Here is a 24,166-nt window from a genome sequence, read left to right as displayed (position 1 = left end):
TTGCGCGGGACGCCACCTATAGTAGCCACTGAACGCCGTTGTACACCTGACCGCCGGACGGATCGACGAGCAGTGTGTGAATCGTTTCAGCTGTTACTGTAACACCATCACCACTGGCCGCTCGAGTGGGGTCCGTGAGTACGTATCGGACCGATACGTGCCCCCTGTCGACGATCGGTACAGGATGGCCCATGACATTAGTTAACTATATGTATGTTCCTCTCTAACTGTCTCATGGAATGGTGAAAAATAACCGTAGTGAGATCAATAGACGGGGGCTTCTCACCGTCTTTGGTGTAAGCGCGGGTGCCATGGCTGGTTGTCTCGGGGATACCAACGACAACGGTAACGGCAACGGAAACGGCGGAATGGACGACGAACAACTGACGGTCGGAATTAACAGCGAGCCGACGACGCTTGACGCCCACGAATCGACGCGTATTCCGGAGCGGCTCACGCTTTCAGCGATTCACGAGCCGTTGTTCTATCTCAATCCGGACGCCGAACCGGTCTCGCATCTCGTTTCCGATTACGAGATCAACGAGGATGCGACCGAGTTCGTGTTCCAGCTCGAAGAAAACGTAACGTTTCACAACGGCGAATCCCTCGATGCCGAAATCGTCGAGTGGAACTTCGATCGAATCTTCGATATCGGGATCAACGCTGGTGACTTAGAGCCCATTACGTCCTTCGACGTTACTGGCGAGCACGAACTGACGATCGAAACGGAGGCACCGTTTCCGCTGTTGCTCCAGGAACTCGCGGAGTTCAGTAACTTCCACGGAATGGTCTCGCGAGAAGCCGTCGAGGAAGCTGGTGACGACTTCGGCCGGGAGGTGATCGTCGGAACCGGACCGTACGAGTTCGTCGAGTGGGAAGCCGCAGACCGCATCCGTCTCGAGCGATACGACGACTACGATTGGGGACCCGATTTCGCCACGCAACAGCAATCGAGCGTCGAAGAAATCGAGATACGAATTATTCCGGAGGCATCGACACTGACGAACGAACTCATGGTTGGCGACGTCGATGCAGCGTACGAACTCTCGCTAGGCCAGTCCGACGAGGTCGAGTCCAACGATGGCACCGACGTCGAGCGGAATCAGGGAACGTGGACGTTCCTCCCGATCAACGTCGACCGCGAACCAACTGACGAGGTCGAGGTTCGTCGCGCAATTTCACACGCGATCGATCGCGAGCCGTTGTTACAGGTTGGGCTCAACGGAGAAGGCGAGCTCCTGTATGGGTACGTCCCACCATTCTGGGGCGGCGGGCTCTCCGAGTCCGAAAACCAAGAGCTCGCCTACCAGTACGATCCGGATCGAGCCCGCGAACTTCTCGAGGAGGCGGGCTGGACCAACGACGAAGAAGGCGAGGTTCGCTCGAGAGACGGGGAAGACCTCGAACTCGATCTGTTGTCGTTCCCGCTGGGTTTACTCGAGAATATGGCTGAGGCGATCCAGAGTATGCTCGCCGACGTCGGGATTGCGACCGACTATCGGGCACCCGAAGCCTCGACGTTTTACACCGACCTCGAGAATGACGAACACCACATCGCAACCAGCGGGGGAAGTTTCACGCCGTTTGCATCGTCAGTTCTTTCCCGATACTATCACGGGAGTGAACGAGTCTCGGAAGGAGGGCGTAACTACTCGAATTACGACAACCCAGAGGTGAACGATCTAATCGGAGACCTGCAGACGGACCCCGACCCGGACGCCCGCGACGAAGCCGCAATGGAGGCCCAACGGACACTCCACGAGGACGCCGTCGCTGTGAACTTAAATCTCCTCAACAGAAACTACGGGTACGATACGAGGTTAACGGGTATCGATACCTGGACGGAGAACCCGCTCTGGTGGGGACAGTACCACCTCCACTGGCGTGAGGTCGAATTTTAAGGACCGAACGTCCGTTTCGTTTTCGAGTCCGAACACCGATCGGTCGGTGGCCGTCAATCGTAGTGATGGCAGGCACACCGGTGGGAGGATCCAACGGACTCGAGGGCCGGACGATCCGTTTCACAGATATCCCCGATGTACTCCTGGCACCGCGTGTGGAACTTACAGCCGCTCGGTGGGTCCTCCGGACTCGGAACGGATCCCTCGAGCAGTATGCGATCGTCCATCGGTTCGGGTGTCGCCCGCGGAACGGACGAGAGAAGCGCCCGGGTGTAGGGATGTTTTGGATCGTCGAAGAGCGTCTCGGTTGGGGCGATCTCCGCGATCTCACCGAGGTACATGACTGCGATCCGATCGGCGATGTGACGAACGACGCTTAAGTCGTGACTGATGAACAGATACGTGAGATCGTATTCGGACTGGAGATCGTCCAGAAGATTCAGGATGTTCGCCTGAACGCTTACGTCGAGTGCGCTAGTCGGTTCGTCGGCGACCACGAGTTGCGGTTCGATACTGAGCGCTCGAGCGATACCCACGCGCTGTTGTTGTCCCCCACTGAGCTTGTGAGGGGAGCGTGAGAGGTGCTCTTCGGAAAGCCCGACCTCCGTAATCAACTCGGCGACCCGGTCCGTTCGTTCGCGTTTCGACCAATCGGTCAGTGACTGCATCGGCTCTTCGATACACTCAGCGACCGTCATCCTCGGATTGAGGCTCGACCCCGGATCCTGAAATATTATTTGTATGTCCTTGCGTAACTCCTGCATACGCGAGGACGAAGCGGCCGTAATATCCTCACCGCGATACTGGATCGAACCGTCGGTCGGCTCGTGCAATCGGAGTAACGTTCTGGCGAGCGTCGACTTTCCACAGCCCGACTCGCCGACGAGACCGAGCGTCTCGCCGTCGGCGATCTCGAGTGAGACGCCGTCGACCGCTTTGACGGATCCGATCTGTCGGTTGAGTATCCCGCCGTTGACCGGGAAATACGTACGGACGTCGTCTGCGACCAGTATCGAATCGGTCGTGGCGGTTCGGTCGTGTTCAGTACGCTGAGTCATGCGTTCGTCTCCGTCGTCCACGGTGGTTTCTCGTTGCTCGCGTCGGTGTACAGGTGACAGGCAACGGTGTGTTCTGCCTCGACGTCGTACGCCTCACCCGGTGGTTTCGCCTCTGGAACGACCTCGTCACAGGCCGAACCGATGTATTGCGGACAGCGCGACGCAAACGGACAACCGGACGGAGGTTCGTCGAACGTCGGGACCGAGCCCTCGATCGCCGGGAGACGATCGTGGACGGTATCGAGTTTCGGGATGCTTTCGATGAGTTTTCTCGTGTATGGGTGTAACGGCATTTCGAATAGTTCCTCCATCGTGCAACGTTCTGCGACGGTTCCGGCGTACATCACCGTGACGCGATCGGCTACTTCGCTTACCGTCGCGAGGTTGTGACTTATGTACATGATCGACATATCGAACTCGTCGCTGATGTCCTCCAGTAGGTCGAGGATTTTCGCCTGCGTCGTCACGTCGAGGGCCGTCGTCGGTTCGTCGGCGATCAACAGGTCGGGTTTCGTTATCAATCCCATCGCGATCATGACACGCTGGCGCATCCCGCCGCTGAGCGAGTGGGGATACTCGTCGACGAGTCGTTCTGCGTCCGCCAGGCCACACGCCCGGAGCATCTCGATCGCCTCCTCGGTCGCCTCGTCCGTGGAGAGGGTCCGGTGAGCCAACAGCGGTTCCGTCACTTGCTGACCAATAGTGAGAACCGGATTGAGGGCTTTCATCGGGTCCTGGTAGATCATGCTGATCTCGTTACCTCGAATCTCGTCCATCGCCGAATCCGATCGCTCGAGGAGGTTCTCACCTTTGTACCTGATCTCGCCGCCGAGGATTTCCGCTGGCGGTGACTGTAACAGCCCCAACACCGAGAGTGCAGTCACGCTTTTGCCACAGCCACTTTCGCCGATAATCCCCATCACTTCGTTCCGTTCGATTTCTACGTCGACGCCGTTTAACGCGTACACCGGTCCATCTTCGGTTCGGAAGCGAACGTTGAGATCGTCTATTACGAGGAGTGGTTCTGTCATGGTTAGAAAGGCCTGGATTGTTTGGGATCGAGTGCGTCGCGCAGGCTGTCACCGAGAGCGTTGAAACCGATGACGACGATCATGATCGCAAAGCCGGGGAACGTCGAAATCCACCATTCGGTCGCGAGCTGATCGCGTCCGGCCTCGATGATCGCACCCCACTCGGGGGCCGGCGCCTGGACGCCGAGACCGAGAAACGACAGCGCCGCAGTTTGCAAGATCACCGACGGTAGTGTGAGCGTCGCGTAGACGATAATGCTCGCGCTGGCGTTGGGCAGAATGTGACGGAGCATGATCCTGAAGTCGCTCACCGCCGCCGCGTTTGCGGCTTCGATGTATTCTTCTTCCATGACGCTCTTGACGTCGCCGCGAACGAGGCGAGCGAAGCCGCGCCAGCCGACACCCGCGAGAGCGACGATCAGCGGAAGGAGTCCGCCGCCGAGCATTCCGGCGATCGCAAGCGCCAACACGATCCCGGGGATCGCCAGCGTAATATCGACGAGACGCATGATCGATGCTTCGATGAGCCCCCCGTAGTACCCCGCAATCAACCCGAGCGGGACCCCGATCAGCAGTTGTATCGCAACGATGCCGACACCGAGACCGAGCGCGTACCGGGCCCCGTATACCACCCTCGAGAAGATATCTCGACCGAATCGATCCGTTCCGAACGGATGGGACAGACTCGGGGCCTGGTTTACGTTGTCGTAGTTCTGTGCGATCGGATCGTACGGGGCGATCTCCGGTGCGAGGACCGCAACGAGTACGAGCCCGACCGTTATCGACGTGCCGATCAATCCGGTTTTCGTCCGAAGGATACGGCGTATCACCTTGTTTTCTCTGATGGACGTTACTGAAGTGCGGATTCGTCCGAGTATCGATCGGTTCGTTTTAGAGCTCATTGTCGTGAGTCAGTCGTACGTAACTCGTGGGTCGAATTGCGTGTACGCGATATCGACGAGCAAGTTCGCAAACAGTACGATAACGGCGTAAACGAGAACGATTCCCTGAACTACCGGATAGTCGCGACGGGTTACGGAATCGACCAGCAATCGACCGACTCCCGGCCAGGAGAACACGTACTCGATGATCACCGAGCCGGAGAGAATCATCGGGATCTGCAATCCGACGAGCGTCGCGATCGGTATCATCGCGTTTTTCATCGCATGCGTGTAGATGACCGCCCGACCACCGATTCCCTTCCCTTTGGCTGTGCGAATGTACTCTTCGTTGATTATCTCGAGCATCGAAGACCGTGTCAATCGCGTCAACAGTCCCGCCCGACGAGCCCCGATCGCAAACGCCGGGAGCGCGAGGTAACTCAGCCACTCGAGCGAAAAAATTGTCCCGCTACGGCCCGAGATCGGAGTGATCCCCAGTTGGACGGAAAACAGTAAAATGAGGATCAACCCGAGCCAGAACGAGGGCATCGAGAGCCAGAAGATGGCGAAGACCATCGAGCCGGTATCCATCCACGTATACTGACGAACGGCGCTCAAAACACCCAACGGCAGTGCGATGACGAACGTGATCGCGATTGCAACGATCGACAGTTCGAGCGTCGCCGGCAACCGTTCCATGATCATCTGGTTTACCGGCTCACCGGTCACGATCGACGTACCGAGATCACCCTGAAGGACACCGGCGACCCACTCGACGTATCGGAGATACACCGGTTGATCCAACCCGATCTCGTGACGGAGGTTTTCGACCGCCTGTGCATCCGCCTGGGCACCGAGTGCCGCTCGAGCGGGATCACCCGGTGAGAGGTTGATGAGTAGTGTAATGAGAACAGTGACCCCGAGGAGGACTGGTATCATTACCAGTAACCGACGGATGACGTACTTTAGCATGAGTCGACATCACATAGGTGATATTCTACAATAATAGTATTATCGATTAGCCGGCTCAGGGTGGGGACGTCCCCCACAGGAGAAACGCCGAGTGTGCCGTCCGGTCGAGACGGGCGCGGGCCACACTCTTCCGATAGTAACAACTGAAATGATTCACACTGATCGCCGATCAGTCCGGCGATCAGGTCTGCAATGACGTTCAGTAGCTACAATACTCCGGACGCGGTGACGGTCGCACCGCGTCACCTGTTCAAAAATCGACGTAAAAGTTAATTACCCGTCGTCGATATGGTAACTGATACTCGATGACAGAGGACGATACGTTCACCCTGTACGACTTGCGCGTCGAGTGTGTAGAGATAACTGGCGACCACGTCTCGAGCTACGACGTTGGAGATTACTTCGAGGTCCACGGGGAAGAACTAGTCTTCCCCGAAGACCAGACGTTTTCGCTGTACGCACTATCGTCGCTTCTCCCGATTCTCCCCGCCAAACAGCGCGAGACCGGAGAGAAAGACTGGATGACGACAGATACGAGAGTGGCAGGGCCGGATCCCAACGTCGGCGGCGTCTTCGAGATAACGCGGATCGGAAAACGAGAGTTCAACCACGAAGACGTCTCAGGTGAAGAACTCGACCTCACCGAGTAATTCCGTCTAGAGCAGAACGAACGGAGCGTACGGTGTGGCGTGTACTGGCCAGAGACCAACGATCCACGGTAGGTGAGGTTCCAGCGAGCGTACCGAAGGGGGCCCCGCCCGTGCGTTCGGAAGTTTCGGGAGACGCACAGAAAGGAGAGTCTTGGTTAGTCCTGAATTTCGCCAGCGCTCGAGTCGACCCGCTCACCGCCTTTGTAGACGGCCGCGACGTCTTCACGAAGGGCGGTGATATCCTCGAGCGGGTTTCGATCCAGAACGACCAGGTCGGCGTGTTTTCCCGGCTCGAGGGAGCCGATCGAATCGTCTTCGAGCGCTTTGGCGGCGACGCTCGTTCCTGCTTTGAGCGCGTCCATTTCACTCATTTCGACCTGTGAGACCAGCAGTTCGAACTCGATCGCGTTCTCGCCGTGGGGGTGGAGATACGAGCCGTTGCAGTCTGTTCCGAGTGCGATCGGAACGTCCGCCTCGTAGGCTCGAACGATCGACTCCGCGTGGATGTCGACGTACTCTTTGCCCTTACGAACGTGATAGTCGGGGAGGTCGTGCTCCGGTCCGTCGTATGCGAGGCGGTAGATCGCGCTCAGCGTCGGGACGAGCGTGGCGCCGTGTTCGGTAGCCAGTTCGACTCCCTCCTCGTCGAAACCGATCGCGTGTTCGATGGTGTCGACACCGTTTCTGATCGCGGCGTTGATCCCTCCTGACCCCTGTGCGTGCGTCGCGACCGGAACGTCGAGTCGGTGGGCCTCTTCGGTGAACGTCCGAATCTCTTCGTCCGAGTAGTGAACGTGATCCGGCGTGTCCTTCTCCGAAGCCATCCCTCCGGTCGTCATAATCTTGATAACGTCGACGCCGCGTCGAAGCTCTTGGCGGACTTTCTTTCGACACTCAGGGACGCCATCCGCCAGAACGCCGAGCGTTCGGTCCTCGTCGACCCACTCGTGGGGAAGCGAGTGCATGTCGACGTGACCAGCAGTCTGTGAAAATGCGCGACCGGCCGCGTATATCCGCGGCCCGGGGATTTCCCCCGCGTCGATTGCATCTCTGAGACCGAGTGCGGCCACACTGCCGACGTCTCGAACTGCGGTGAACCCCGCCTCGAGTAGTCGTTTTGCATCCGTCGTGGCGAGCGCTGTTTTGTACGGAACGTCGTGGGAAATCCGTTCGAACGGGGAAAACGATCGCGTTCCGTTCAGGTGAACGTGCGCATCGATGAACCCCGGAGTGATCGTTTGATCCGAATGATCGACGATCTCCGCGCCCGCAGGAACAACAACCGAGTCCTTCGGTCCTGCCGCCTGAACCGTTCCGTCGTCGACGACGAGACGCGCGTCGTCGATAGCCGTGTCGCTGATGCCATCTAGTAGCGTATGGCACTCGATAACCTTTGTGCACATCGTGTCGTTCCGAGTATCATCACGTGCTAACTAATACGTTGTGCAAAATATCTATTCGTTTGACAATTATCGAGTTCCTTCGACGATAACGGCGATATCTTCGCCTCGAGCGCTTCGAGAGCCTGTTCAGACCCATTCGTTGCGTGGTCGAAGGAAATTCATCGTGGACAGATCAGTGTGGCCCTATCACATTCGTGCAAATTGCCCCGCATTACCGCAGGATGGTTTCAAAGACTGAGCGTCAATGCTTGTAATTGGTCAACGAGAGACAGATGGGAGCAAAAATATATTTCATGATTCTTGCCCCATTATAGTATCGTATCATGAGTACACTTCAGCACCCTTCCGAGCGAGTTCAATTCATCGACGCGGACGGGATGCCACTGGAGGACGTTGACCGCCCAGAGGTGGCGGACGATACGATGCTCGAGTTGTATCGTGACATGTACCTCGCTCGCCGGTTCGACCGCCGGACGGTCAACCTCAATCGGACGGGCGAGATCGGTTCGTTTCCACCGCTGTACGGCCACGAGGCCGCTCAGGTTGCGAGCGCCCACGCCCTCGAGTCGGAAGACTGGATCGTGCCAAGCTACCGAGATCACGCCGCCTTGCACGTACACGGGCTCGATTTGGAAAACATCTTGCTCTACTACAAGGGGATCGAGCAAGGAAACGCCATTCCGGACGACGTGAACGTGTTCCCGATCAACGGTTCGGTCGGATCACAACCGCCACACGCCGTCGGCCTCGCGTGGGCTGATTCGCTGGTAAACGAGAGCGAAAGCGTGTACGCGTGTTACTTCGGAGATGGCGCGACCAGTCAGGGTGACGTTCACGAAGCGATGAACTTCGCCGGCGTGTTCGACACGCCGAACGTCTTCTTCTGTCAGAACAACCAGTGGGCGATTTCGGTCCCGTTCGAACAGCAAACGGCGGCCGACTCCCTCGCGAGCCGCGCCCAGGGGTACGGCTTCGAGGGCATCCAGATCGACGGAATGGACCCGCTTGCCGTCTACGAGGTGATGCGGACCGCCGTCGAAAAAGCCAAATCGCCGGCCGACGACGAACTCCGTCCGACGTTCATCGAGGCCATGCTGTACCGGCTGGGAGCCCACAGTACCGCCGACGACCCTTCGAAGTATCGAGGGGACGAGCCACCCGAGGAGTGGCAGGAGAAGGATCCGATCCCCCGGTTTCGAACGTTTCTCGTCGAAACCGGGCGTCTCGACGAGGAGACGGACGACGCGATCCGCTCGAGCGTCGAAGACGAACTCGCGGACGTAATCGAGACGGTCAAATCGACCGAACCGCCGGATCCCGACAAGCTGTTCGAACACGCCTACGCAGAGCCGACCCCGCTCCTCGAAGACCAGCGCGAACAGCTCGAGTACCTCCGTGAAACGTACGGCGACGACGCACTTTCCAACCACGAATAACATGGCGACGACAAACTCAGACGCAGACACGCAGTCACTCACGATCGTCGAATCGGTTCGAGACGGGCTCCTGACCGAAATGGCCCAAGACGATGACGTCATCGTTCTCGGCGAGGACGTCGGAAAGAACGGCGGCGTCTTCCGGGCAACCGACGGCCTCTACGAGGAGTTCGGCGAGGATCGCGTCGTCGATACCCCGCTCGCGGAGAGCTGTATCGCCGGTGCCGCCGTTGGCCTTGCGGCCCACGGGATGAAGCCCGTCCCCGAGATGCAGTTTCTCGGCTTTAGTTACCCGGCGTTCGAGCAGATCATCAATCATGCCGCGCGACTGCGGTCGCGAAGTTGTGGCCAGTACAGCTGTCAGATGGTCATCCGAACCCCCTACGGCGGTGGTATCCGCGCACCCGAACACCACTCCGAGTCGACCGAGACCTTCTTCGCTCACTACCCGGGGCTGAAGGTCGTCGTTCCGAGTACGCCCCACGACACGAAGGGGCTGTTGACCAGCGCAATTCGCGATCCGGATCCAGTCGTCTTCCTCGAGCCCGCGCGGCTGTATCGCGGCTTCAAAGACGACGTTCCCGAGGAGTCCTACACCGTCCCAATCGGCGACGCGGCAGTTCGTCGCGAGGGGTCGGACGTCTCGGTATTCACCTGGGGCTCGATGACCCCGCCGACGCTCGAAGCCGCCGAGAACGTCGAGGAAGACGTATCCGTCGAGGTCGTCGAACTTCGATCGCTGTCCCCGCTCGATACGGAGACAATTGCCAACTCCGTAAAGAAGACCGGACGGAGCGTCGTCGTCCACGAGGCCCCGAAATCCGTCGGACTCGGTGCCGAGATCACCGCTCGAATCCAAGAGGAGGCGTTTCTCTACCTCGAGGCCCCGGTCGAGCGAATAACCGGGTTCGACGTTCCGTTCCCGCTGTACTCGCTCGAGGACTTCTACCTGCCCGAGGCGACGCGCATCGAGGACGGTATCCGATCGGTCACGGGGTTCTGACATGGTCAGGGAATTCGAGCTACCGGACGTCGGCGAGGGTGTTGCAGAGGGCGAGTTGGTGAGCTGGCTGGTCGAGGAGGGCGAAGCGGTTTCGGAAGACCAGCCGATCGCAGAGGTGGAGACGGACAAGGCGCTCGTCGACGTTCCGTCCCCAGTCGACGGCACGATTCGAGAGATCCGGTACGAGGAAGGCGACGTGATTCCCGTCGGAGACGTCTTCGTGACCTTCGACGTCGACGGCGAAGAGCCGGTCGGGGCGACCGAAGACGACTCCAAACCGGGCGAGGACAGTGCTGACGATTCCGACGCGACTGTAGACGACTCCGAATCGGCCGACGGCGGCGCTGATGATTCCGACACGACCGGCGGCAACTCCGGCGTGGCAGTCACGCCCCAAGAGCGGGTTTTCGCGCCGCCGCGAGTCCGGCGGCTGGCGCGCCAAGAAGGAGTGGACCTAACAGCAATCGGGGGAACTGGTCCAGGTGGACGCATCACCGCGTCCGACGTTCAGACTGCCGTCGCTAGCGACTCACGGACGAGCACTGGCGGAGAGGGCACAAGCGCAGACGCACCTTCCGATTCCGACGCGAAGAAGGATTCCGACGGAGCAACGGCTTCCGACGCGAAGATAGCCACCGAGGCGAGGACAGACCCCGAGACCGACTCGAGAGCGACGAGTATACCACCATCGTCGCTCGAGTCGGCCGACCGCGAGCGAACGCTCGCGACCCCCGCGACCCGGCGCATTGCGCGTGAAAACGGGGTCGATCTCGATTCGGTTCCCGCGGTCGACGAGCGCGACGGAGAGCCGTTCGTCACCACCCAGGCCGTCGAGGAGTATGCGTCGGCCCAGCGACGAGCACAGGAGGCCGACCGGGAGGCGATCGAGGCCGGCGAACCGATCGGGAAAGCCGGGCCAAATTCGCTCGAGGCCGGCGGGACGGGAACGGAGTTCGCCGAGGGCGAACACGAGCGGCGAGAACCGTTCCGAGGGGTTCGAAAGCGGATCGCGGAGGCGATGGTCGAGTCGACGTACTCGGCGCCCCACGTCACCCACCACGACGAGGTCGACGTGACGGCACTCGTCGAGACCCGCGAACGACTCAAACCCCGTGCCGAAGAACGTGGAATCGAACTCACGTACATGCCGTTCATCACGAAGGCGGTCGTCGCCGCCCTCGAGGAGTACCCCGAGATGAACGCCGTCCTCGACGAGGAAAACGAGGAGATCGTCTACCGCGATTACTACAACGTCGGCATCGCCGCGGCCACTGACAACGGATTGATGGTTCCGGTCATCGAGAACGCCGATCGGAAGGGACTGCTATCGCTCTCCTCGGAGACGAACGAGCTGGCCAGGAAGGCCCGTGAACGCTCGATCAGCCCGAGTGAACTCCAGGGATCGACGTTTACGATCACAAACGTCGGCGGGATCGGCGGCGAGTACGCGACACCGATCCTGAACTACCCCGAATCGGGTATCCTCGGCGTCGGCGAGATCAAACGGAAACCACGCGTCGTCACCGACGATGACGGCAACGAGTCGATCGAGCCTCGCTCGGTACTGACGCTCTCGCTGTCGTTCGACCACCGCCTGATCGACGGCGTCGTCGGCGCGAAGTTTACCAACACTGTAATGGCCTATCTGGAACATCCCGAGATGCTGTTGCTCGAATGAACGGCCCGAGCAACCAATCAACGAGAGAGACTCCATGAGACTTCGATACACTACCACGAAAGAGGTCGAGATCGATGGTCGTCGGTGACGTCACGACCGGAACGGACGTTCTGGTCATCGGTGCCGGACCCGCCGGCTACGTGGCCGCGATCCGTGCTGGCCAGTTCGACCTGGACGTCACGCTCGTCGAAAAAGACGCCTACGGCGGTACCTGTCTCAACCACGGCTGTATCCCCTCGAAGGCCTTGATCACCGCAACGGACGTTGCTCACGATGCACGCTACGCCGAGGAGATGGGGATCCACGCCGACCCCGACGTCGACCTCTCCGCGATGGTCGACTGGAAAGACGACGTCGTCGAGCAACTGACCGGCGGCGTCGAGAAGCTCTGTAACGCCAACGGCGTCGACGTCCTCGAGGGAACCGCGACGTTCGTCGACGAGAGCACGGTTCGCGTCTCACACGACGGCGACGGGCAGGGATCCGAAACCCTCTCGTTCGAACACGCCATCGTCGCCACGGGTTCGCGTCCGATCGAAATCCCGAGCTTCTCCTTTGCGGACGAACCCGTTTTGAGTTCACGACAGGCGCTCTCGCTCGAGTCCATCCCCGATTCGCTCGTCGTGGTCGGTGCCGGTTACATCGGAATGGAACTGGCGAGCGTCTTCGCCAAGCTCGGAACCGACGTGACGGTGATCGAGATACGTGACTCGATCCTGCCGGGGTACGACGACGATCTGAAACGGCCAGTTTCACGGCGGGCAACCGATCTCGACATCGAATTCGAGTTCGGCTACACGGCCTCGGAGTGGCACGAACACGGCGATGACGGGGGTATTCGGGTCGTCGCCGAACCAGTCGATCGAGCGGTCTCGGACGGTGGCGTCGCAACCGGCGAAAGCACGGATACCGGCGGAGCGCTCAGTATCGAGGCCGACACGGTGTTGGTCGCCGTCGGCCGGGAACCCGTCTCGGACACGCTCGACCTCGAGTCCGCGGGCGTCGAAACCGATTCGCGCGGCTTCGTCGAGACCGATTCACAGGCGCGTACGTCGACAGAACACATCTTCGCCGTCGGCGACGTCGCCGGGGAACCGATGCTCGCGCATAAAGGCAGTGCGGAGGGTGCGGTCGCCGCGGCAGTCATCGCAGGCCAACCCGCGGCGATCGATCATCAGGCGATCCCTGCCGTCGTCTTTACCGACCCGGAAATTGCGACGATCGGGATGAGCGAGACGGATGCGGTCGACTCCGGCTTCCAAACAGTCACCGGTCGATTCCCACTCCAAGCCAGCGGCCGCGCACTGACCACCGGCGACACAGACGGGTTCGTCAGGATCGTCGCCGATGCGGAGGAGGGTTACGTGCTCGGCGGGAGCATCGTCGGTCACGAGGCCTCCGAACTGATCGCCGAACTCGGCCTTGCCATCGAACTCGGCGCCACGCTCGAGGACGTAGCCTCGACCATTCATGCCCATCCGACGCTGTCGGAGTCAGTGATGGAAGCAACCGAGAACGCACTCGGGCAAGCGATCCACACGCTGAATCGGTGATCCGGGCCCTTCTTCGAGATCTCGATCTAGTCGCGACCGTAACCGAAACTGTTTCATACGGTTTACTGTCAGTCAGTTCCGGCGCAACCGCCGCCCGGGTCGCGGTTGCAACGGTGGACTCGCTGCACTCCTCTACCGAGACTCGTCTCACGCGGTTCGACTCACCGCCGGGACATCGGGACAGTAATCCGTATCAGGTGAGGCGATAGAGTCGAAAAATAACGTCGGTGATGAACCGGCGTGACCGGTGGCACCTGCAGACATATATAATAAATTCGATGGTCCGGGGCGGAAGACAGTATTGTTTAAATATGGCAATAGTCAGAGCCACCAATACTTTTCAACGTCGGAGTCGTCGGGAGATGGAGTACCGACAAAACGCCGAGCTCCGTACCGACTCGCTGGAACCACATTCTCTTCGAAACGGTGTGTACCGACAGTATCAGCGATATAAGCGCGTCTTTGGCGGACATACAACACGAACAACTGGACAAATCCCTCCTGAAGACGGATTTCACTCGTCGACGGGTCGGGACAGCCGTTTGCACAGTCCGAGCGAACAGCGGAGTGACTCTCGGTGAAAGTATTGTGTTCTTCATACATTACACAAACATTCAACTTCCAGAAAGGCCACTATTAGTATATTTTTCTGAAGCTCTGCACTAGCTACTCAAAGGAGGAAACGTCGACTGGTGATACTCATCGCCCAGTCAGAAATCGGCTGTGTGAGCGTCCAAAAATCACAATAGCCACCAGATCTACAATAGCCACCTATTATCAATAGGTAGAAAATCGAGCTATTGTCTCGTTGCAGACGGGGAAGTGCGTGTTCAGCACCCAATCGCGAGTCAGGGTCCGCCAGGCCATAGACCAACGTCAAGGACGGGAATGCGCCTCCCCCACCCGAGACGAGAACGGATGCACGATTGCCAATCAGTCGGCCGTATCAGTCGGGCCTGGTCGCGTGGAACGGAAGCCCCTCGACGCCATCGCGCTGGAACGCGTCGATGGTCGAGTTGACCTCGTGGTACTCGAGGATGTTCTCCTGGATCATGCGCTCGATGATGTCCGAACGGAACTGTAAGTCGTCGTAGATGTCCCGTGTGTCGGCGTAGCCGAGCAGGGTCGCGATCTGTTCTTCCAGCACGTAGGAGTTGTTCATCCCCTGGAAGACGATCTCGTCCTCGACGGGGTCCCAGTAGAACACCTGTCGGGTGACGACCCCGTCCATCTGCTCCGAGTAGCCCTCGATCTCCTGAACGCTCGTTACCCGACGGAGCACGTTGTCACCCTGCTTGACCCGGTTCTGGAACAGCGCTACGTCGGCGTTGTCCATGAACGTCTCGGGGACGTTAATCGGGTCGCCGGTAAATCGCTGGATCATCGAGACGATGTCGCTTGCGTGAAACGTCAGCATCACCGGGTGGCCGGTCTGGGCCGCCTGGAACGCCATCCGACCCTCCTCACCACGAACCTCGCCCACGACGATGTACTCGGGACGCGACCGGAGTGCGGCCTCGACCAGTTTGAACATGTCGACGTCGACGCTGTCCTCGCTCTGGCTCTCGCGGGTCAGAAGCTGTTGCCACGTGTCGTGTGGCGGCAACACCTCCGCAGTGTCCTCTGCGGTGTAGATCTTCGAATCCCGTGGGATAAACGACATGATGGAGTTCAATGTCGTCGTCTTCCCCGACGCCGTCTCGCCGACGACGAACACCGTCCGCTCGTTCTCGAGACAGAGCCAGAGGTACGCCGCCAGTTCGGGCGAGAGCGTCCCCCAGTTCGTGATCTGCGTCACGGAAAGGGGAACCTCGTCGCCCTGACGAATCGTGAGACTCGGCCCCTTGACGCTCACGTCGTCGCTGTAAATAACGTTCAGACGGGAGCCGTCGGGGAGCGTCGAGTCGACGATCGGCTCGGCGTCGGTCATCGGATTGCCGATCCGCTCGCCCATGTTCGAGAGCCAGCGGTCGAACTCGTCTTGCGTGCCGAAGTCGACGGTCGTTTCGACCATGCCGTAGACGCCGTGGTCGACGTAACACTCGCTCGGCCCGATCACGTGAATGTCCTCGTTGGCCGGGTCACGCATAACCGGCTCGAGCGGCCCGAGACCGACGATATCCCGATTCAACCGGTACCGAATGTTCTCGTAGGTCTCCCGGGAGACCTCCTGAATGCCCGGGTGGAACCTGACTTTCAGTTGCTCGAGGAGGTTCTCGACGTCCTCGCCTTTGATGTGAGTCGACTCGTCGAGGAGCTCTTCGATCCGGTCGTCGTACTCAGCTTCCTTCTCCGGGGCCTTCTTGCTCGCGCTTCGGCGGAGCAACGAGTCTTTGACGTGCGAGAAGACGACCTGTTCTTCCTCGGAGAGCGTCGGCTCGACGGCGAAGTACTGCATCTTCGTCCCGACGTCGCCGTAGATGTGACTGTAGATCGGGCCGCCGACTGGGTACAACACGTTCGGGTGAGACGCCTCGTACTCCGAGGACGGCTCGTTGATCAGTATCGGGAACTCGCCGGTGATCTGGCGAAACTTCTTCAGGTGCTCCCGAAGATGCGGCCGGCGAGCCGCCAGCTCCTGGAGTTCGTCCGACGGCTTCGGCGTTCCCATTTCAGTCATAGACTGGCAGTTAGGCGACGCTCCTGTTCTCGATGACGATTCCGACGCCCGATCGAACCGAGTACCCGACCCGGTCGCCGACCTGCTCACCCATCCCGGCAAACCGCTTGATGAACAGCTGTCGCCGAATGTCGTTGCCGACTTCGATCATCTCGAGTTCGATGAACACGTCCGCAATCGACCGGAACGGGCCGATCGCCTCCTCGCCGACCGTCGACGGGTCGACCGTGAGGATGACGACCTTGCCCTGGGAGATGACGTTCCGGAAAAAGGAGATGATCTCGAGGGCCGCCTGTCGTTCCTCGTTCTCCCGGACCAGCGCTTCGAACTTCGGGTCGTTTCGCAGTATCGCGTCGAACGTATCGATGATGATCACGTCCGCCGACCAGATCGTCTCCTCGTCCATGAGGTCGGTCAGGAGATCCTGACGATTCTGTTCTTCGGGCGTCGAAGAGAGGACGCTGCCGCTGTCCAGATCGCCGTGGAGGAACAACAGATCCTCGAACAACAGGTGTTCCTCGACGTTGTAGTTCAGCGAGTTCATCTGATCGACGAACCCCTTGACCTCGAGTTCGGTCGAAAGAAACGTTACCGACTTGCCGGTCTGACAGAGGCCGTACGTAAATCGTTGCGAGATGGCGCTCTTTCCCGCCCCGTAATCGCCCTCCATCAGGACGATACTCCCGGTCGGGATGCCGCCGCCCAGTTCCTTGTTGAGTCGATCACGATCGTCGAGGCCGATAGAGAAGATATTGTTTAGCTGGCTCATGCGTAACTCACTACCGCCTTGGCTCCTCGTCTGCCGCGGAAAACAGTGACGTGATTAGTTCGACCTGCCATCGCTCGAGTTCGGTATCCCCGCCCCGTTCGACGACCGGTTTGACAGATTCGCGCTCCCGGTTCTCGAGGCGACGGGCCTCGGACGACCCGCCCGATTTCACCACCGGACGAACGACACCCGCTTCGTCTTCGTCGTGTCCGCGTTGTGGTTCACGGAGTTCGATACCCGACTCCGAGAGAATCACGTCCGAATCGACCCAGATCATCCGTTGATCGTGGTCGGGAGCGTTCCGTTCGGCGACCACCGGCCGATCGTCCCGGCCTCGCTCGGCCGTCGAAGCACTGGCGACGTTCGATTCGGATTCGTCGATGTGGATCGTGCGAGCGGATCCAGCCCGCGCATCTCGACTCTCGTCTTGCTCCTCGATCGAATCCTCCGAGGATACCTCGAGCGCGGCGGAATCGCCATCCGCCTCGGCGTCGAACGACCCCTCGGTCGGGTCACGGTCGGCTCCGGAACCAGGGCTCGAGTCGATCGACTCCTCGGTGAACGAGATCTCCATCTCGGACGAGGAGTCGTCCGAGGCGAACTCGTCTGAATCGCCGGACTCGAGTGGGTCAGCGTCCCCGTTCGCGACAGATTCCGAGTCGTGTGAGCGCTCGTCCGCGACGGGCTCGGCGGCGTGTAAAGGATCGTCCGCGACACCCTCGTCGACCAGCCACTGCTTGAAGGGGACCCGTTTCTTCTCCGGCGTCGCGATACGATTGATCCACCAGAGGCTTCGTTTGTGGTCGACACCGAGTGCGGAACTCGGTTCGGGATCGTCGACGTTCGGGCCGTCCTCGAACCCGTTCAGCGTCGTCCGCAGGTAGGACTCGACGGACGAATCGATCCACCGAATCGAGCCGTAAAACCGGATCGTGCGTGCCGCCCCGTTCAATCCCACCTCGTCGACGAGGTAGTCCAACCAGTCCATAACGACGAACTCGGTGTCGTACTCCGACGGGATCGACTCGAGGTACGGACGCCCGCCATCGTCCCACGGCGGATCCGGGAGAGACTGTTCCTGGACTGCCTCGTCGGCGTCCGTCGCCAAAGAGTCCTCAGCCTCGAGACCGGCGTCGAGGGCGTCGTCGTCAGCCATCGGGGCATCGTCGTCCGCCTCCAGGGCGTCCTCAGGGTCGGCAAGCGCGTCGTCCGAGCTCAATGGATCGTCGAGTTCCTCGCCGTCTGCGAGCGGATCGTCCTCGTCGTCCAGTTCGGAGTCGGCGGCGGCAGGCTCCTCCGGTTCGCCTTCCGCCCCCCAGTCGGCATCGCCGGAGTCGTACTGTGATTTCAACTCGTCGAACGAGAGGTCGTCGTCGGCACCATCGTCGGTTTCGTCGTCCATCGCGTCGAACTCCTCCTCGCCGAGGTCGTCGTCCTCGAAGTCGTCGTCCGTCGAATCGAACTCGTCGAACTCGTCGTCGTCCTCGTCGTCGATCAAACTCTCGTCGAGAAACGCCTCCGCTTCGGCGCTCGCGATGTCCTCGTCGACCTCTTCTTCCTCGTCCGCCTCGTCCTGGCCGTCGAACAAGCTCTGGCCGCCGAAGTTCCCCGTTCCCTGCGCGCCGCCGTCGAACGTTTCGCTCAACGAGTCGCCCTCGACGAACGGGTTGACGCCCTGTGTCACCATCTCGTAGACCTCGAGGAGTTTGCGAATATTTTCCTCGATCTCCTCTAGGGACTCGCCGATCTGTTCGTTCTCGCTTTGGACCGTGTTGACCGTCGAGGAGAGCGAGCCGACCTCGTTTTCCATCTCCTCGACTCGTGCCTGAATCTCGCTCGAGACGCCGCCGGCCTCGTCGTCCATACCGTCGAACGCCGCGTCACCGCCATCGCTCATCTCGAACTCCGGCTCCCCGTCCATGCCGTCACCGCCGAGGAGATCGTCGTCGGATCCGGTTCCGTCGTCGAAGAGGGCGTCGTCGTCCATTCCACCATCCATACTTCCGCCGGCCATCCCCCCGCCACTACCGTCGCTGGCACCGTCCCCGCTGTTCGTCGGCGTTCCGGGCATGAGCGACTCCTCGCTCATCCCACCCGCGAGATTGCCGTCCGCGAGCGGGTCGTCACTGTTCTCGGAGTCAGTACTCCCGTCGTCGTCCTCGTTCCCGAGTATATTGCCGATTATGGACAGTAACATGGTGAACCCATCACGTTGACGGCATCGCACTCGAGGTCGTACCGGCGGCCGGAGACCAGAACCGTATCGCCCTGTTCAGTACGGCCTCGAAACATCATCTGTGAACACTATGTGAACCGATGTATTAAGTGATTTCGGCCGATGTGACAGCCGTCGGACGGAGGTCAGACGACCGTCGATCGGACGGGTTTCGAGCGATCGACGAATTATGTCACAAAGTACAACAAATGATTCTTTTCGATTCGGATATAACTCCTTTGGAGGGCCAGGGAATGACGGATAGCAACAACGAGAAAGACCCGAAAGAGAACGCCGACGTGCCACCCGTACTCCCGGGTGAACAGCCGTCGGGGTCAGCAGCCGGTGGGGGTGCGTTGTCGCCCGAAGATCTCGACTTTACGGAGAGTCCGTACGTCGCGGAAGTCTCCGAGGGACGGTACGTCGTGTCAGCGGACCATAACCCACCGAACGTCGCCGAGCGCTCTAGACGTTCTTCACCGCCACAGTCGCGGAACCGATCCGAACGGCCGTCGAGTCAGGAACGGCAAGCAGACGAGACGGCCGCCGATCGGTCGGCCGATTCCCAGGGACAACACCAGCCGATCCAGAGCCCGGAAGCGGCCAGATCGATGCTCGCAGACGAACTCGAGCGGACGGACGCCCGGTTCGCGATCGATATTGTCTCCCAGTTCGACGAGACCGTCGTTCGCCACCGAACGACCTCGAACGATCCGGTCGGAATTTTCGACAACCTCGTGCTCTGGTACGCACAGCACGTCGCGACGGACACGCCGACCCAACGGACTGCGTCGTTGCTGATGGCCAAATCGGAGTTTACACCGCCGCTGTCGCCGGCACAGATCCGGCGAACCGCACGGGCCCACGGTCTCAATAGATCCAGCACGCTCGGTGATCTGCTGGACGCTCTCGAGGACTGAGAGTTAGATATGGCGAGTCGCGGCGTTCTCACAGACGAATCGCGGTTACACCGGGGATGGATTAGCCCGATTCAGACGAGACGGAGTTCTCCCGGTCGATCAGACGTCGGCGCCCGTCGAACGGTGCGAGAACGGGATACGGTGATGGGGCAGTCGCAGTCGGAATCAGGAACCGTTCAAGAAGATAACTGCCGCCATGTACAGCGTCAGCAAGACGGCGAACCCGAACAAAACGAGTCCGCTCTGGACCGACTGGATCGCGCGTGACTTCACGTCGTTACGGATACCGTGTCCCTTCATAGGTATTGCTCGAGTCGTACTCGTCGCTCTCGACTAATTGATCTTGTGGCCCCACGCCTCGGTCGAAACGGCACCCATTCGGTCACGCTTCCTGGCAGTGAGACCGTCCGAGTGACGTCTCAAACTTGAACTGATCGATGAAATCGTCCGGTGGATGTCGATTTCGTCCATTAGCTCAGGGTTCAGGCGTGGACCGCCACTAGAGGTCGACCGTAATGATCAGATCGACCAATCGTTCGGTCATCGTCCCGGTGATCGCCCCGATCCAGAGCAAAGCGGTAAAGTGCAGGTAGGAGTTGCCGAAGTGACCACCGTCGGCAACCCGAAGCACGAGTGAGGAGATGAACGCGTTGAAGATCAACACGAAGACGATCAGGAACCGAAGAACGGGAACGTTATACTGTTCGGTATGAACGAGCGAGCCGCCGAGGATCTGTCCCTCGAGATCGATGTCGAACGTCGAGAGCATCAACGCGAGCTCGAGGCCGATGAAAAACGAGAACGACGACGCCGCCGTGATCCCGTAGATGACGCCGACGAGCGTCGTCGTCTGCTGTCGACGTTCTTCGCGCAGGTTGACGATCTCGCTCATGTTCTTACTGATGAGTTCGCCGAGTCGTTTCGGGCCGCCGCCCATATCGCGACCGACGAGATACATCTCGCTGAACTTCTGGACCAGAAACGAGTGGGAATCTCCGGTAAAAAACCGCCAGGATTTCTCCGTGTTCACGCGCATGTTCAACCGCCGGTAGAGGTCGTTGATGTCCGGTGTCAACGGCCCGAAATCCTTCGTCCGAAGCGAGGCGAGCACCTCGGTCGTCGTGCTCTGCTTGACGCTCTCGCTGGTGCCAAGCGCCCGGATGAAGTTCGGGAACTCCCGGTCCCTGTCGAACACCCGCCGTTCCTCGTAGAGGAAGACACTGCCAGGAATCAAAAGCGGGAGCGTTGCGATCGGCATGTACAACAGCAACGGCACCGAACTGAACTGAATCGACGCCGTTCCCGGGAGCAACTCGAAGAACGCGAGCGTCATCCCGACGATCACCACGACGCTGAGTCCGATGCCGGCGATCGTCGACCCGAGCATCCGTTTTTTCGTTGCGGTTCGGTATCCCTCCTCTAAGTACCAGATCGGATCGTCCGGGACGATCGCCCGGATGACGAAGAAGAAGCCGATCTGGACGAACACGAACAGAACGATGACGATGCTCGTCGTGATCGTCGGGTTGTTCCCCGTCAGAAGCGGCAACACGATGGCGAACACCAGCGCGAACGTCATCGAGATGATAAGCGAGAGGTAGAGGTCTTTTAGCACGTCCAGATTTGTCAACGACTGCCGGTAGACGGTCGAGTACTTGTCGATCAGAACGTCCTGTTCCTGAAAGAGGAACTCGTCGAGTTCCTGGCCGGCACCCAGCGTGTACGCCAGCCGCTCGAGGAGGTCCTCGACCGATTCGCTCGGGACTTCCTTGGCACGGCGCCGGCAGGCGTCGTCGAGGCTCAGGTGCCAGACGTCGACGAGATCGACGACGCGTTGCATCTCGTCGGCGAGTTCGCCGTACTCCGCTTCCTGGGCGAGTTTTCTCATGACCTCCATCCGATCGATGTTCGTCGTCGAGAGGATCGTCATGTGGATGACGAACAGATGGAACCGATTTTCCATCTCGATTCGTCGCTGGTCGACGGCGAGGCGTGGATACCCGACTGCCGACAGGAAGATCAGTATCCCGAGAACCGGGAACAGGAGACGGACCATGAGGAACGTATCCATCACGACCGCCGCAGCGACCGTGGCAGCGAAAAGCGCAAACGCCGGGAGAAGAATCACGAGGACGTAAATCCTCGTCGGGAGCTCCATCTCGTCGTACGCCTGAATGATGGACTTGCTCAGTTCGTTTACAGATCCGACGTTACCGGTTATTGCCATATCGCCACCCGCGTCTCACAAATTACGTCGTCATCCACTCCATACAAAACTTCCGGCTATGACGGTTCATCCGCTCACTCGAGGCGACGAGCTTCGTCGGTCTCGTCGCCGGACTCCTCTTCCGACTCGAGGGCGTCTCCGTCGCCAGGGTGGCTGACGCCCGCCGATTCGTCGACGTGGACGGAAGGATCCACCTCGAGTTCGGGCGCCGACACAGTCTCGTCGTCGTCCACCTCGGTCTCGGCTACCGGCACGGCCTCGTCGTCCGCCTCGAGTTCGGGCGCCGACGCAGTCTCGTCGTCGTCCGTCTGGGGCTCGGCCGCCGCCACAGTGTCGACAGGATCCATCCCGTCACCCTCCTCGACGTCGACAGGTCCGGACTCGTGGTGGACTGTCCCCTCTTCGTCCTCTGACGGGTCCTCAGGGGCGTTCCTGTCGCTTCCTGCGTTCTCGAAACCGGATTCGTCGGCGCCCTCTCCGAGGGAATTGTTGGCGCCAGTGGGCTCTGATCGATCGAACGGACGATCGGCCGAATCGAGCGACGTCGATTGCTTTTCGGGCGTTGCGATCGCTCCGACGTACTCGAGACACCGCTTGTGTTCGGCAGTCGTCAGCGACGAACGAGGTTCGGGATCGCCATCGATACTCGTCGAACCGTCGCCGAACCCGTTCAACAAGCGGTGAAAGTACGACTCCACAGGTTCGGAGATCCACCCGATCGATCGATAGTACGCGATCGTTCGGGCGGCACCGTCGATTCCCGCCTCCTCGACGAGATACTGGATCAACTCGAGCGTGAGCACCTCGGCATCGGGTCGCGACGGGTGACGAACGAGATACGGCGGCTCGCCGATCTCGCCGTTGACGGTGTCCTCGAGAGCCGCCGCCTCGCCGTCGGCGGCGAACTCCGCTCGGCTGTCGTCGGAGGCTTCGGTGCCAAGCGTGTCGCTCGAATCGTCCGAACGACCCGACTCGAGTGTGTCGCCACCGCCTTCGAGTTCGTCGTTCCCGTCGGGATCGGCGAACGGATCGTCATCCGCCGCCTCGTCAGGTTCGTCTCCGAACGGATCGTCGGCGGACGGACCAGCCTCCTCGTCGGGCGCCAGAAATTCGTCGAGTTTCTCTTCGGGGCTTTGCTCACCGGCGTCGGGTTCGCTTTCATCCTCGGCGCCGTTGTCTTCGCCCGGCAGATCATCGTCCGCGAACTCCGCCTCGAGTGGATCGGCGTCTTCCCCCTCGAGTGGATCTTCGTCGGTGAATTCGTCGTCCAGCGGATCGTCGTCTTCCCCCTCGAGTGGATCTTCGTCGGTGAATTCGTCGTCCAGCGGATCGTCATCTTCCGCCTCGAGCCCCTCACCGAAGGGATCATCGTCGTCTTCGTCTTCGAGGTCCCCGTCGAGGAAGTCCTCCGCGCTCGCCTGGGAGATTTCCTCGTCGATCTCGTCGCCAGGGTCGTCGGTCGCACCGAACCCTCCGTCGGTCGCGTTTTCGAAGGCGTTTCCGATCTCCTGATCGCCGACAAACGGGTTGATTCCCTGGGTGACGATCTCGTAGAGGTCGACCAGTTTGTCGACGTTCTGCTCGACCGACGAGATCGAGTCGCTGATCTTTTCGTTCTCGCCACGGACGGTTTCGACCTTGTTCTGGAGCGAGTCGACCTCCTTTTCGACCTCGCTGAGTCGGTAAGCGAGTTCGTCGTCGGAATCATCGCCCTCGTCCATGTCGTCGCCGACTAGCTCGTCGTCGCCCATCAGCCCGTCGCCGGCAAGCAGGTCGTCCGCCTCTTCGTCGCCGTCGTCCAGTTCGTCTTCGTCGAGTAGTCCACTCATGGTCTATAATCGTTGGAATT

Annotated in this window: 17 protein-coding genes; 7 read left to right on the top strand and 10 right to left on the bottom strand. The window is 60.0% G+C overall.

What is annotated here, in order from left to right; all coding sequences use genetic code 11:
- Positions 1-311: 311 nt before the first annotated feature.
- Positions 312-1,901, top strand: coding sequence for an ABC transporter substrate-binding protein (locus tag AB7C87_RS21275; RefSeq protein ID WP_369731528.1), 1,590 nt, complete (start codon positions 312-314; stop codon positions 1,899-1,901).
- Positions 1,902-1,954: 53 nt separating this feature from the next.
- Here the strand turns inward: AB7C87_RS21275 and AB7C87_RS21270 are convergent, their stop codons facing one another.
- The 4 genes from AB7C87_RS21270 to AB7C87_RS21255 form a co-directional block, all read right to left on the bottom strand.
- Positions 1,955-2,959 (bottom strand): ABC transporter ATP-binding protein, encoded by a 1,005-nt coding sequence (locus tag AB7C87_RS21270; RefSeq protein ID WP_369731527.1) that lies wholly within the window; start codon positions 2,957-2,959, stop codon positions 1,955-1,957.
- Positions 2,956-3,990: an ABC transporter ATP-binding protein gene (locus AB7C87_RS21265; protein WP_369731526.1), complete on the bottom strand. Its 1,035-nt coding sequence runs from the start codon at positions 3,988-3,990 to the stop codon at positions 2,956-2,958. The genes AB7C87_RS21270 and AB7C87_RS21265 overlap by 4 nt, the downstream gene beginning before the upstream one ends.
- A gap of 2 nt (positions 3,991-3,992) precedes the next feature.
- A complete protein-coding gene (locus AB7C87_RS21260) occupies positions 3,993-4,820 on the bottom strand; it encodes an ABC transporter permease (RefSeq protein WP_369731525.1) in 828 nt (275 codons plus the stop codon).
- 81 nt (positions 4,821-4,901) lie between these two features.
- Positions 4,902-5,843 (bottom strand): ABC transporter permease, encoded by a 942-nt coding sequence (locus AB7C87_RS21255; protein WP_369731524.1) that lies wholly within the window; start codon positions 5,841-5,843, stop codon positions 4,902-4,904.
- A 305-nt stretch (positions 5,844-6,148) separates the two neighbouring features.
- Between AB7C87_RS21255 and AB7C87_RS21250 the strand changes: the two genes are divergently transcribed.
- The gene (locus AB7C87_RS21250; RefSeq protein WP_369731523.1) at positions 6,149-6,493 is read left to right on the top strand and encodes a TIGR04076 family protein; all 345 of its coding nucleotides are present in this window, start codon (positions 6,149-6,151) and stop codon (positions 6,491-6,493) included.
- A gap of 155 nt (positions 6,494-6,648) precedes the next feature.
- Here the strand turns inward: AB7C87_RS21250 and AB7C87_RS21245 are convergent, their stop codons facing one another.
- Positions 6,649-7,896 carry a metal-dependent hydrolase family protein gene (locus AB7C87_RS21245; protein WP_369731522.1) on the bottom strand — a complete coding sequence of 416 codons (1,248 nt, stop codon included), beginning with the start codon at positions 7,894-7,896 and terminating at the stop codon, positions 6,649-6,651.
- Positions 7,897-8,219: 323 nt separating this feature from the next.
- Between AB7C87_RS21245 and pdhA the strand changes: the two genes are divergently transcribed.
- From pdhA to lpdA, 4 genes are all read left to right on the top strand, one after another.
- The gene (pdhA, locus tag AB7C87_RS21240; protein ID WP_369731521.1) at positions 8,220-9,332 is read left to right on the top strand and encodes a pyruvate dehydrogenase (acetyl-transferring) E1 component subunit alpha; all 1,113 of its coding nucleotides are present in this window, start codon (positions 8,220-8,222) and stop codon (positions 9,330-9,332) included.
- A 1-nt stretch (position 9,333) separates the two neighbouring features.
- Complete coding sequence (locus AB7C87_RS21235; protein ID WP_369731520.1) at positions 9,334-10,335, top strand: alpha-ketoacid dehydrogenase subunit beta; 1,002 nt, start codon at positions 9,334-9,336, stop codon at positions 10,333-10,335.
- Between the two features lies 1 nt (position 10,336).
- The gene (locus tag AB7C87_RS21230; RefSeq protein WP_369731519.1) at positions 10,337-12,013 is read left to right on the top strand and encodes a dihydrolipoamide acetyltransferase family protein; all 1,677 of its coding nucleotides are present in this window, start codon (positions 10,337-10,339) and stop codon (positions 12,011-12,013) included.
- A gap of 74 nt (positions 12,014-12,087) precedes the next feature.
- Positions 12,088-13,566 (top strand): dihydrolipoyl dehydrogenase, encoded by a 1,479-nt coding sequence (gene lpdA, locus AB7C87_RS21225; protein WP_369731518.1) that lies wholly within the window; start codon positions 12,088-12,090, stop codon positions 13,564-13,566.
- A gap of 946 nt (positions 13,567-14,512) precedes the next feature.
- Here the strand turns inward: lpdA and flaI are convergent.
- From flaI to AB7C87_RS21210, 3 genes are read right to left on the bottom strand one after another with little or no spacing between them, the layout of a single operon-like run.
- Complete coding sequence (gene flaI, locus AB7C87_RS21220; protein ID WP_369731517.1) at positions 14,513-16,186, bottom strand: archaellum flagellar ATPase motor FlaI; 1,674 nt, start codon at positions 16,184-16,186, stop codon at positions 14,513-14,515.
- A 10-nt stretch (positions 16,187-16,196) separates the two neighbouring features.
- A complete protein-coding gene (gene arlH, locus AB7C87_RS21215) occupies positions 16,197-16,955 on the bottom strand; it encodes an archaellum protein ArlH (protein ID WP_369731516.1) in 759 nt (252 codons plus the stop codon).
- A gap of 10 nt (positions 16,956-16,965) precedes the next feature.
- Entirely contained in the window at positions 16,966-19,152 is a 2,187-nt protein-coding gene (locus tag AB7C87_RS21210) for a FlaD/FlaE family flagellar protein (protein ID WP_369731515.1), read from the bottom strand.
- Between the two features lie 272 nt (positions 19,153-19,424).
- On the opposite strand from AB7C87_RS21210, the gene AB7C87_RS21205 reads away from it, so the two are divergent.
- Positions 19,425-20,090, top strand: a complete 666-nt coding sequence (locus tag AB7C87_RS21205; RefSeq protein ID WP_369731514.1) for a DUF7500 family protein — start codon at positions 19,425-19,427, stop codon at positions 20,088-20,090.
- A gap of 499 nt (positions 20,091-20,589) precedes the next feature.
- On the opposite strand, the gene arlJ is transcribed toward AB7C87_RS21205, so the two are convergent.
- Both arlJ and AB7C87_RS21195 read right to left on the bottom strand, forming a co-directional pair.
- Positions 20,590-22,317, bottom strand: a complete 1,728-nt coding sequence (gene arlJ, locus AB7C87_RS21200) for an archaellar assembly protein ArlJ/FlaJ (protein WP_369731513.1) — start codon at positions 22,315-22,317, stop codon at positions 20,590-20,592.
- Positions 22,318-22,391: 74 nt separating this feature from the next.
- Entirely contained in the window at positions 22,392-24,146 is a 1,755-nt protein-coding gene (locus AB7C87_RS21195) for a FlaD/FlaE family flagellar protein (RefSeq protein WP_369731512.1), read from the bottom strand.
- Positions 24,147-24,166: the final 20 nt, after the last annotated feature.

Source organism: Natrarchaeobius versutus, assembly GCF_041205745.1.
Taxonomy (GTDB): Archaea; Halobacteriota; Halobacteria; order Halobacteriales; family Natrialbaceae; genus Natrarchaeobius; species Natrarchaeobius versutus.
The sequence above is the reverse complement of the archived record's forward strand: the minus strand, read 5'-3'. Positions and strand labels throughout refer to the sequence as shown.